General features: G+C 64.1%; 9 protein-coding genes. 5 read left to right on the top strand and 4 right to left on the bottom strand.

Translation table 11 applies throughout. The features are described 5' to 3' along the window. On the bottom strand, positions 1-255 hold a 255-nt coding region (locus BM162_RS21685; RefSeq protein ID WP_143096289.1), incomplete at its 3' end, for a transposase. 73 nt (positions 256-328) lie between these two features. Between BM162_RS21685 and BM162_RS21680 the strand changes: the two genes are divergently transcribed. The 3 genes from BM162_RS21680 to BM162_RS21670 all read left to right on the top strand — a co-directional run bounded on the left by BM162_RS21680 (position 329) and on the right by BM162_RS21670 (position 4,635). Beyond that, complete coding sequence (locus BM162_RS21680) at positions 329-2,203, top strand: PAS domain S-box protein (protein WP_093425892.1); 1,875 nt, start codon at positions 329-331, stop codon at positions 2,201-2,203. A gap of 23 nt (positions 2,204-2,226) precedes the next feature. Further along, positions 2,227-2,601 (top strand): response regulator, encoded by a 375-nt coding sequence (locus tag BM162_RS21675; protein ID WP_093425890.1) that lies wholly within the window; start codon positions 2,227-2,229, stop codon positions 2,599-2,601. A gap of 810 nt (positions 2,602-3,411) precedes the next feature. Further along, a complete protein-coding gene (locus tag BM162_RS21670) occupies positions 3,412-4,635 on the top strand; it encodes a hypothetical protein (RefSeq protein ID WP_143096288.1) in 1,224 nt (407 codons plus the stop codon). Positions 4,636-4,815: 180 nt separating this feature from the next. Here BM162_RS21670 and BM162_RS21665 read toward each other — a convergent pair whose 3' ends face one another. The 3 genes from BM162_RS21665 to BM162_RS21650 all read right to left on the bottom strand — a co-directional run bounded on the left by BM162_RS21665 (position 4,816) and on the right by BM162_RS21650 (position 9,705). After that, positions 4,816-6,879 carry an alpha/beta hydrolase gene (locus BM162_RS21665; protein WP_245759376.1) on the bottom strand — a complete coding sequence of 688 codons (2,064 nt, stop codon included), beginning with the start codon at positions 6,877-6,879 and terminating at the stop codon, positions 4,816-4,818. Positions 6,880-7,040: 161 nt separating this feature from the next. Beyond that, on the bottom strand, positions 7,041-8,381 hold the full coding sequence (locus tag BM162_RS21655) for a serine hydrolase domain-containing protein (protein WP_093425885.1): 1,341 nt from the start codon (positions 8,379-8,381) through the stop codon (positions 7,041-7,043). Further along, positions 8,362-9,705 carry an alginate export family protein gene (locus BM162_RS21650; protein WP_093425883.1) on the bottom strand — a complete coding sequence of 448 codons (1,344 nt, stop codon included), beginning with the start codon at positions 9,703-9,705 and terminating at the stop codon, positions 8,362-8,364. The genes BM162_RS21655 and BM162_RS21650 overlap by 20 nt, the downstream gene beginning before the upstream one ends. Before the next feature lie 272 nt (positions 9,706-9,977). Here BM162_RS21650 and BM162_RS21645 point away from each other — a divergent pair, with 272 nt between their 5' ends. Both BM162_RS21645 and BM162_RS21640 read left to right on the top strand, forming a co-directional pair. Continuing rightward, positions 9,978-10,466, top strand: coding sequence for a helix-turn-helix domain-containing protein (locus tag BM162_RS21645; protein ID WP_093425882.1), 489 nt, complete (start codon positions 9,978-9,980; stop codon positions 10,464-10,466). 233 nt (positions 10,467-10,699) lie between these two features. Next, the coding region (locus tag BM162_RS21640) for a transposase (RefSeq protein WP_143096287.1) at positions 10,700-10,884 on the top strand (185 nt) is incomplete at its 3' end.

Here is a 10,884-nt window from a genome sequence, read left to right as displayed (position 1 = left end):
GCTCAGGATCATCTTGTCGAGGGTCAGGTCGGAAACAGCCCGCCGGAGCCGTCGGTTCTCCGCCTCCAGTTCCTTGAGCCGCTTCAGTTGATCGCGGCTCATGCCGCCATACTGCCTGCGCCAGCGGTAGTAGCTCTGCTGCGTGATGCCGACCTGGCGCGCTGCATCACCGACCGATAGTCCTTGGCCTTGCAGAACTTCAACCTGCCGCAGCTTCAAGACGATGTCCTCGGGCTTCTCCCGCTTCCCAGCCATTCTCTGGTCCTCTCCATAACGGGATCATTTTATCCCTGGGGGCGGACCACTCCAGCGGGGGCACTCCAGCCGCATGTGCATCATTCCTGCCGCTGACATCTCCGACTACCGCTGTTGGTACCATCAGGCGGGCTTGGCTCTGACGGTTGTGCACGCGTCGCCTGACGACGTACGCTTTGATGAGCGCTTTCACGTGCACCACGCGAGATTCAGGCGAATGGACGAACCACTGACACAGGAAGAAGCGCACGAGCAGCGTCTCTTCAGCGACGCCATCATGCGTACCATGCGGCAGCCTCTGATCGTCCTGAACGGCGATTTGAGGGTCGTATCGGCGAACCGGGCCTTCTACGCCACCTTCGAGGTGAGCGAAGAGGAGACCGAGGGGGTGCCGATCTACGCTCTCGGCAACAACCAGTGGGACATCCCCGAGTTGAAGCGCCTCCTGGAGAACATTCTCCCGAACGACAACGAGGTGTCGGACTACAAGGTGGAGCACGCGTTCGAGCAGATCGGCCGGCGCATCATGCTGCTGAACGCGTCCCGGATGGAGCGCCCGGACCGGGACGACCTCGTTCTCCTCGCCATCGAAGACATTACCGAGCGGGAGGACCTGCACCGGGAGTTGGTGGGACAGAAGGAGCTCGCCGAGAAGATCATTGACGCGTCCCGCGAGGCGCTGCTGATCCTGGACGCGGATCTGAAAGTGCACGCGGCCAATGAAACCTTCTATGAGTTCTTTCAGGTCGAGCCGTCGGAAACCGAGGGGCAGATGGTCTACGACCTCGGCAATGGCCAGTGGGACATCCCGGCTCTTCGGGTGTTGCTCCATAACGTGCTGCCCAACAACAACACCTTCAACGACTACGAGGTCGATCACGAGTTTAAGGACATCGGCCGCAAGACAATGATCCTCAACGCGCGCCGCGTCGATCATCTGCAACTCATCCTGCTCGCCATCGAAGATCAGACCGAGGCGCGCCGGGCAGCCGCCGCCCTGCGGGAAAGCGAGGAGAAATTCCGGGTCCTGGTCGAAAGCACCTCGAACGCGACGTGGGAAACGGATCCCGAAGGCCGGTCCCAGGGCAGCGCATCCTGGAGCAACTTCACCGGGCAGGCGCCCGAGGACGTCCGGGGTGAGGGGTGGCTTGAAGCCATCCATCCCGATGACCGGAACAGAACCCTTCGGGAGTGGCAGCAGTGCATCTCTCGAGGCGACCGCTTCTCCATGGAATATCGGCTCTGGAGCGCCGAGCACGGGTGGCGGTGGAGCAAGTGCGATGCATCGCCGATTCACGATGAGGACGGCCGGATCGTGAAGTGGGTCGGCATGAATGCGGACATCTCCGCCAGGAAGGAGGCGGAGGAACAGCGGGAGCTGCTCCTGGGCGAGCTGAACCACCGGGTCAAGAACATCTTCGCGATCATCCGGTCTCTCGCCGCCCGCAGCAACGGGCACCGGTCGAGCGAGGATTTTCAGAAAGCGTTTCTCGGGCGCCTGGACGCGCTGACCAGTGCCCATTCCCTGGCACTTGAAAGCGACTGGAGGCAGGTCGACCTCCGGCGTCTCGTAGAGCAGACCATGCGCCCCTACCTCGACGGGAGTTCAGAATCCGTGGAGGTCGATGGCCCGGCCTTGGACCTGCCCGCGCGACCGGCTTTGTCGCTCAGCCTGGTTCTGCACGAACTGGCCACGAACGCGCTGAAGCACGGAGCCCTTTCAGTTCCTGATGGCAAGGTGCGCGTGAGCTGGACCATCTCGGAAACCGGGAACATCGCGCACTTCACCTGGCGCGAAAGCGGCGGCCCATCGGCCTCACCCCCGCAACGCCATGGCTTCGGAACGAAGCTCGTGGACCGGGTGTTCGAGTATGAGTTAGGCGGCGAATGCGCCGTGGAGTACCGCAGTGACGGATTGCACCTCGACGCATCTTTCAGCCTCGGGTAGCGAGCCGCGTCGGGGAAGGAACCATGATCGACAGCGTAAACCGCAGGACCCTCCGTGTCCTCGTGGTCGAAGACGAGTATCTCATCGCTCTCGAGATGGAGGCGCTCCTTGAGGAATTGGGCTGCGAAGTCATCGGCCCGGCCCCCTCGGTCAAGAAGGCGCTCGCTCTTCTCGATCTGGAGCGTCCGGGCTTCGCGATCCTCGACGTGAACCTCGGCAACGAACGCTCCACACCCGTAGCCCAAGCCCTCGTTGAAATGAACGTGCCCTACGTCGTTGCTACGGGTTATGAGGCCAAGCACCTCCCGGAGACAGTCCTACGCGACGCCCCCCGGCTTCGTAAGCCGCTCACCATTCACCAGCTCCGCCGCGTGCTCGCCGATCCTGAGCGCGGGTAGCCGCAGCATACCGAAGAGTTCGTTCGGTCCGGGTCTGGCCGAGGTAGCCAGACCCGCCCCACTGGTCTTTGGCCACGTACTGGCGAAGGCTCTTGGAGACTTTGCGCGATCAAGTCGCTCAATTCAAATATCGCGGAAGGGCTCGAGGCGGACATGCGGCGGTGGCGAGATGTAGATGGAAACCTCTCGTCCCCGTCGGAAGCCGGTGCCGTTTCAGCAATCCGCCCCAACAATAGCTCGGTTGCCGTCTCGAGCGGGCCGTGCGTCTGCGGTCCCGCCTGGGGGCTCTGCCGTTCCTCAGGGCGCCAAAAATGGCGGAGTGGGACACCAGATTCTTGATAACATACTGAAATGACGTGATTAAATTTGTGCGGCAGCCCGTAGGGGACGGTCAGAAGCGCCCAAAATTCCAGTAAAACAAGGGGTGAGGTGTCCCACGCTCAGGTCGAATGGAGGTCATGCAGAACAATGACTTAGCGTAAGCGGTGTCCCACGGCGCCGGGGCGAGCAGGGAGGAAAGCTTCCACTCGTCTCGGCGGCCATCCGCGGTCGGGGAAGGAGCATTGCCGAGGCATGAAGACCCAGGTGAGATTCATCTCGGAACGGGACGTGTCCCGCAGGGGCGCCTCTCAACCGTATCCGCCGCCCGCGTCCGTTGCGCCTGTCGCTCGCCCAGGGAGACGGCCTCCCAGAACCTTTCTTACCGTTGCCTGCTGTGCGATGAATCTCGGTGTACCGGTGCGACAGAGGCGAAGCCATGGCTGTCAAGCGATCGCGCGCCTCAAGGCGGCCAGCACCGAGGTCCGGTCCGTGGGCCGTGCCGAACCGGTGTTGGCGGCCGAGGGCGTGGTGGCGCTGGCCGAGCGCGTCTGGCCGGCCTTCGAACACATTGACACCTCGTCCGGAGCCTTGGGGTCCGCGGTGCGAAAGACCCTCGAAGACCTGCTGCCGATCCTGCTGGAAGCCCCCGCCGACGCGGCGACGCGGGCCTCTTGGCTGGAACGGCTGCGTCTCGCAATTTTCGAGGATGGCGTGGACTATCTCGCCCCGCTCTCGAACCGGTTCGGAGAGATCGCCATCTATACGAAGCTGGTAAACGAGCATGCAGACCGGGATCTCGAGCTGGTTCAGGAGGCGTGGGCGGACCTCGCGCGGTTCTCCCATGTCCCAACCGCGACGCTGACGTTGTCTTGCCTGCTGGAAGCGGAACGGTATGACGAGCTGATGGACCTGCTGGCGCTCAGGAAAACGCGTCTCTGGTTCGACGAGAAGTTCGGTGCCGCGGCGCTTCTGCGCCAAGGACAGGAAGATGCGGCTCTGGCCCTTGCGGCAAAGCTCCTGGAAGATGATCGGCAGACCTGGGGCCGTCACGACATCTCCCGTTTCTGCGAAGGGATTCTGCGGCGGCAGGGCAAGGAGGACGAGGCCTACCTTCGGTTCGGCCTTTCCTCCGCATCCGGTGGTACGTGGCTCGCGATATGGCGCGATCTGGTGAAGCGCTACCCGCACCGTGATGCAGGTGCCATCCTGGAGGGCCTGATGGCGTTGCACGGGCGCAAGGGGAAATGGTTCGCCGCTGCAAAGACCGCCGGGGAACTGGATATCGCACTCGACTGTGCGCAAGACCCGGAAGCCGCTCCCGCGACCCTCATCCGGGCCGCACGGGACTTCGCTGTAAAGGAACCCGCTTTCGCGGCAGAGGTGGCCCTCCACGCATCCGGCACCTCCTTGCCGGACGGGGCTACGAGGCCAGCCCGGCGCAGGTTGACGAGGCGGTGGATCATCTCCTCCCCGCGAGCCGCCAGCTCGACCGGACCGGCTGAGCCGTCGAGGAGGTACGCCGGATTCTGGCTTCAGGTCGGACCAGAGACGATCTCATGTCGAAGCGGCTCAGGGCGAATCTGGAGGCGATCGAGGAGGACGACGCGACGGGGCGGCACTAACGATCTCCCATGCGTGAATGTTTTCGCAGGCGGCCTGCAACTTGGCGGTCGTCCAGGATGCAGCGCCGACGTTGCAGGACGGATCCGGTGAGCGGACGTTCCCGTTGGTTGCCGCACAAGCTGGGTTCTCGCCGCGGCCATGCAGCCAGTCGGCGGGAAGGGCGGTGAGCAGACCTTCGCGGCTTCCGCACATTAGTCGGTCCCGAAAGTCAGAAGCGGACTTCGACGATCACATGTCGGGCAGTGGCATGCTCGGCCGGATTGCGTGCGGTCAAGGCTTTGTATTTGAACAGCCCTGCTGAAAGCCATTGTCGCAATGCGCTTCCAGTCGGCCGGTGTCCTCGGGCGTCCAGTCGCCGGGCGCTGTGACCTGGATCCAGGGGCGGATGTAGTCCTGTGCGACATATGCATGACCATGGCCCGCAGGTGCGCCGAACGCGAGCGCCATGTCGAGAGCAAGTTGGAATTGCGTCACGACCGGGATGAAGAGGAGGTGGTCTGACATGTCGTCTGCGGCGGGATCACGCATCCATGGAGGGGCCTGCCATAGAGAGCGGGGATCGTAAAAGACGATCGGATCGCTGGAATACTGCAAGAACACGATGCGCATGGTCCCCCAATCTGAGGCAGCTTCGGACGCATCGGCCGTGTGCGAGGCATACCGCACCAGAGACCCATCCCCGATGGTCGGCAGCACCCAGGGCGTGCCGGGATTGCGCTGGTTCTGGACATAGTTCCAGAAAGCGGAGGGGAACGGCGGCCCGGCCCAGAACGCGCCGTCGATGGGATCGTCGAGCAGTCGAAAGAGATTGGTGGCATGCATGGAGGACCAGGCCCCGAGGCTCAGCCCGTGAACGTACAGGCGTGGACGCTCGTCCGCCGACAGCGTCTTCCAGTAGCCATGCACGACATCCTGCAACGCGGTCGCCTGCTCGAGGCCGGTGCTGGTCTCGAGGATCAGCGCCAGCGGGGATTGCAGGTAGGAATACTGTGCGGCGACCGTGGCGGTATCTCCGCCGTGGATATATTCGACCGGATCGTGAGAGCCGGGGTCCATCCAGCCGGTCCCGGTGGGACTTGCCACGATCAGCACTGCGCGCTCGAATGCGCCCTGGCGGATCAGTTCGGCCAGCGCCAGTTCGGCCCGCTCCCGCGGCGTCTCACCATTCGCGCGCCCGACATAGACGCGGATCGGGTCCAGCGCGGGCCGCCCCGTGAAGGCGGCGATATCCTCGGCCGCGGGCCCCGAGGTGATGAAGTCCCGGCCCGGTTTGCCGATGGCCGCCCAGTCGATCAACGACGCATCGCTGCCGGTCATGCGGGGCGCGGAGGGCCGCGGCGGGGCGTGCTGAAAGAGCTCCCGGGCCGCTTCGTAGCTCTCGTCGAGGCCGGTCACGACCTGGTCAACGATGCCATCGCGGGTGACCACGAACAAGAACGCTACGACCCCGACGACCCCCAGGACGTTCGCACGTCGCGCCGGCATCACCCGCAGGAGCAATGCACGGAACAGCCGAAACAGCGCCGCCACCATTCGCCCAAGCGCAAGGCAAGCTGCGAAAGTGACCAGCCCAAGCAGCAGGATGGTGACCAGGTGCAGTGAACCGGCGGCCTCGATACCCATCTTCTGGCGGATGTCGTTCTGCCAGACCCGGCTGTTGACCACGACCCACAGAAACACGCCGATCAGCAGGATCGTGACCATGGCCGTCATCACCGAAGCGGGACGGCCAGTCAGCCGCGGCATGTCGGCCGCCGTCCAGAGCAGCCCGACGATCCGGCCGATCAGATAGCCGATCGCAGTGACGAGGCCGCCGAGGATGCCCTGCACTGCCGGGCCGCGCGGGATCAGGGACGGCGTCAGCGACGCCGCGAAGAACATCAGCCCCAAAAGCAGGCACGGAACGGAAATGGTCCCGACAAACCGACGTATAGGCAGTATCTTCAAGGTCCCCCTTCCACGCGCCGTTCTGTCAGTGGATGACATGTTTGACGATCGACAGCAGGCTTCCGATCCCGCCGGCGACCAGCGCGCCCAGCACCGCCGGAAGGATGCGGCGGTCGATGGCCCACCCGCCCGCGCGCCCAACACCGCGAGCAGCGTCACGCAAAGGCCCTGAGACAGGATCAGGGCTGCCTCCGGCCAGATCCAGCCCAGCCATGCGGCAAGAAACAATGCCGCCGGCAGGTTGGCGACGGACAGGGTCGGCGCGCTGTGCTTCCATGCGTTGCGCCAGCTGTGGCGGGTGATCCGCTCGCGTGAGTCCAGCGCCTGGGCTACCAGTTCGGCGAACGCCTTGGCCAATGTGATCGCCAGCACGGACCCGAACAGCACCAGCGCCGTCTCGAGCGGGGGGCGTTGGATGATCGCCCTGCGCCAGCAGGATGCTCAACACCATGATCGCGCCGTAGATGATGCCGAAAGCGGCCTTGTCCAGCCGCCTCCAGACCGTGTGGGGCGCGCCCCCTGCTGCGACTGTCGCGCCGACCACGGGCTCAGCGCGACATGAGGAACTCGGCCACTGCCTGGTAAGCCGGCAGCGAGGTAGGGTCGATGAAGCCGTTCTGCGCCTGCGGGAAGGAGGCGAGACGCACGAGCACCATCTCGGCCGTCGGGTCAACATAGATCGTCTGGCCGTGAACACCGCGGGCAGCATAGGCGCCATGGTCGTTGTGGAGCACCCACCACTGGCTGGTATAGCTGCCGGGGCCGAAGGTCGGGAACCCGTCGCCGAACTTGGCGCGGTCGCCACCGGCGGAGATCTTCGCGACGACCTCGGCCGGGAACAGGCGCTCGCCGTTGAGTTCGCCCTCGTTCAGCATCAGCTGGCCGAGACGTCCGAGGTCGCGAAGTCCGGCGGTGATGCCGCCGCCGGCAAAGGGCACGCCTCTGCCGTCGACCGTCTGGTAGGCGTCCTGCTCCACACCCATCCGGCGCCAGAGCCGGTCGGAGGCGAGGTCGGTCACCGCCTTGCCCGACACGCGGCTGATAATCCAGCCGAGCATGTCGGAATTGATCGTCTTGTAGTGGAACTCGTCGCCGTGATTGCCTTCGGCCTGGACCTGCTGGAGGTATTCCCAGTAGCCATCCGGCCCCTCGTAGCCTTCCGGCTTGGGCAGCGGGCTTGCCGCGGCGGAATAGAGCCAGATATCGGCATCGGGATCGGAATAGTTCTCGGAGTATTTCACGCCGGTGGTCATGTCCATGACCTGGCGGACGGTGGCAGTCGCAAAGGCGCTGTCGCCAATCTCCGGGATAATGTCACTCACCAGAAGAGTATCGTCGAGGATACCCTCGACTACCATGATCTCCGCCAGGAGCCCGGTGAAGGACTTGGTCATCGACATGATGGCGTGCTTGCCGTCCTCCTCCAGGCAGCCGATATAGCGCTCGTAGACGACCTCGCCGCGGTGCAGGATCAGCATGCCGTCGGTGTAGTTGGCGTAGAGCGACTCCTCCCACGTCATCTCCTCGTCGCTGTTCTGCGGCGTGAAGGTGACCGCGTCGATCTGCTGGCGCAGTTCGGCGAACTCGTGCGGGGCGGGATAGGCGAGCGGGACCGGCGCGCCGAGGCCGCGGCTGATCTCTTCGGTGGGCAGGAATTCTCGCAGGTGACAGACCGACCAGCGCAGGCGGGGAAAGCTGAAATAGACGCTGTCGGGCTGCGTGATCATCTTGTCGGGTGGCGGGGGAAAGCCCTGCATCCAGCCCATCACGGTGGGGTCGGATTCCTGCGCCGACAGCGGCTCGGATTGCGCGGTCGCGCCGGTCGCGGCGACCAAAGCCAACACGACACCCGCGGTCAGAGCTATGACGTTAGAAGTTGAAGACGACATTCACGAAACCTCCGGTCCATGGGTCTGCCTTTTCGCCGATGACGTTGTCGATCCCCTGTCCGGGAAAGGAGACAGAGACGCCGGCGGTCAGGAACGTGTTGCGATTGATGATACGGCTGTATTCGAGAAACAGATCGTCGGCGAGATGCGCATCCGTCACGCCGGCGACCACGTTGCCGTCCACGTCGACTCGCGTGGCCTGGCCGAACTGGACCGGGCTGTTCAGCTCGTTCGCCCGGATATGCGCGTAGCGCAGCGTCCAGGTGTCGGCTTGCGTCGGCTGAACCCGCAGTGCCAGCGTCAGCGCGTTGACGTTCGAATTGATGAAGGTCGAGGCGGATTTCGACCCCGTCGCCCAGGCGCTCGGGCTGCCCTGGTAGTAGAGCGGATCGAACCGCTCGAGGGTCACCGTGTCCGGATCGTCCCCCGAGAAGGACTGATAGCCCAGTGTCACGTTCGGCGACCACGGCATGCCGGCAAAGGTGTACCCCGCCGTCACGCGCCCGGCCCAGGCCTCGAGGTCGATCCCGTCATTGCGCTGGAGGGCGTATTCGCCGGTGAAGACCCAGTTCTCCAGGGCGCCTTCGAACGGGTTGCTCCTTGCGTAAACGCCGAGCGTGCGGGTCCCCTCCCGCGCGCCCGGTGTCACCGTCGGGGCGCCGACTCCGCCCGGCGCGGCCTGCGGGTAGGGGCTGTCGGACCTGAGCACCTCCACGAATGTTGCCCCGATGGTGCCGCCCCGCGGGTCCTCGTGGCGCAGATCGATACCCGCCAGTTCGTTGTTTCCATCCGCCGAGGGCAGTTCGTTCGGGTCGAGGTAAAATGCCGTTCCGGTTACATTCCCGTAGGACAGCCGCCCGATCGCGGCACGCTCCCACGCCTTGCGTGGCCCAAACTTCAGCGCCCCGCGTTCGAACCCGCTGGTAGCGCCGTTGGCGACCAGCATGCCGGTTCCCAGCGTCAGCTCGCGCGGACCAAACGACAGATCATAGGACAGGCCGTTGCTCAGGTCGCCGCGGATGGCGAGGTATGCCTCCTCCAACGTCGTCGCGCCTGTGTCGCCGGTGTCGAAGGCGTCCGTGCCCCAGGTGTAGGACGACACCGCCGAGAGCTTGCCGTAGAACACCGCGCCCGGGCCCGTCCGGTACTCGAAGCTGACACCTGGCTTGACGTAGCCCTCCAGCCAGTTGGTGTCGGGGTCAAAACCGCTGCCCGGAGCGGTCGTCGCGGCGAGGTCCCAGAAAAGGTTTCGCTCGGCGACGGCGTTCAACCCGAACTGAAGGTGCGCGCGGACGGTCAGCCGGTCGTGTTCGAAAAACAGCATCGGGTCCCGATCCTGAGCGTGTGCCGGCGGAGATCCACACCACGCCAAAAACCCGATGCCAGCTCCGACGCCGGCGATACACCTGTGGAGAGCAGCATGAGCCCGCCGTCTCGCTGACCTGCGCTCCTCGCGATCCCGAGGTGATGAAGAAGTAAGCGAAAGAAAGGGCATGGGTCACGTGCAAGAATATTGCCATCAAAGCATCCGAAAATTCTGCTTGCTTGCCAAGTCGCCCGACGCCCAAATTGGGTGACATTGCATGAGAGGCCGCGATGCCGTCACGCAGGGCACCCCAAGACGCGTTCATCAAGAAGAACTTCCGGACGGTTTGGCCCGTTCATCTTGCAGGCTTCACCCGCCTGCTTGTTCAACTGCGGAAACGCTTTGACGGCGACCTCGACCTGCCCCTCGTGTTGGCAGTGATCGGGAGCCGGACGCAGCCTGAGCATTGGGCGGTCGAGCTTATGGATCTCGGCATAATGACGAGCGGGAGTGTTCCGAAGAGCCGGCAACTTCCGATCAACATTCAGTCGGTCGCCGAATATTCCGGCATTCCGAGAGAAACGGTGCGGCGGAAGGTGGCCATCCTACAGGAGAGGGGCCGGGTGACACGGGCTGCGGATGGACGACTTGCCGTGGCGCAAAGCACGGCGCACGACCTCGAAGATGCGACCGGAGAGACGATAGATTACCTGACGTCGCTATTGATGGCATTCCAAGCCTGCCCACCGTTGGATGAACCGATCCCTCCGAAAAGCTGACCTTCGAATGCGCATGCCTATGACTGGTCGCGACCCGTCCATGATTGGCCGCAGACTTGAAAGTCTGCTTCGGGAACGCTGCGCCAGCAACGACCATCCCTACGAATGTCCGCAGTGGGGCGGTCGCGACTGAGCTCATAGATCGACACGAACGGGCGGACTCCGTGGAGTGCCCCCGCTGGAGTGGTCCGCCCCCAGGGATAATATGATCCCGTTATGGAGAGGCCCAGAGAATGGCTGGGAAGCGAGAGAAGCCCGAGGACATCGTCTTGAAGCTGCGGCAGGTTGAAGTTCTGCAAGGCCAAGGACTATCGGTCGGTGATGCAGCGCGCCAGGTCGGCATCACGCAGCAGAGCTACTACCGCTGGCGCAGGCAGTATGGCGGCATGAGCCGCGATCAACTGAAGCGGCTCAAGGA

Origin of the sequence: Tranquillimonas alkanivorans, assembly GCF_900115595.1 — a bacterium.
Taxonomy (GTDB): Bacteria; Pseudomonadota; Alphaproteobacteria; order Rhodobacterales; family Rhodobacteraceae; genus Tranquillimonas; species Tranquillimonas alkanivorans.
This window is presented reverse-complemented; position numbering and strand designations above follow the sequence as displayed.

Coding starts and splice junctions, on each gene's coding strand:
- BM162_RS21680 (WP_093425892.1), top strand. CDS start 329: ATGTGCATCATTCCTGCCGCTGACATCTCCGACTACCGCTGTTGGTAC.
- BM162_RS21650 (WP_093425883.1), bottom strand. CDS start 9,705: ATGCTGTTTTTCGAACACGACCGGCTGACCGTCCGCGCGCACCTTCAG.
- BM162_RS21645 (WP_093425882.1), top strand. CDS start 9,978: ATGCCGTCACGCAGGGCACCCCAAGACGCGTTCATCAAGAAGAACTTC.
- BM162_RS21675 (WP_093425890.1), top strand. CDS start 2,227: ATGATCGACAGCGTAAACCGCAGGACCCTCCGTGTCCTCGTGGTCGAA.
- BM162_RS21655 (WP_093425885.1), bottom strand. CDS start 8,381: ATGTCGTCTTCAACTTCTAACGTCATAGCTCTGACCGCGGGTGTCGTG.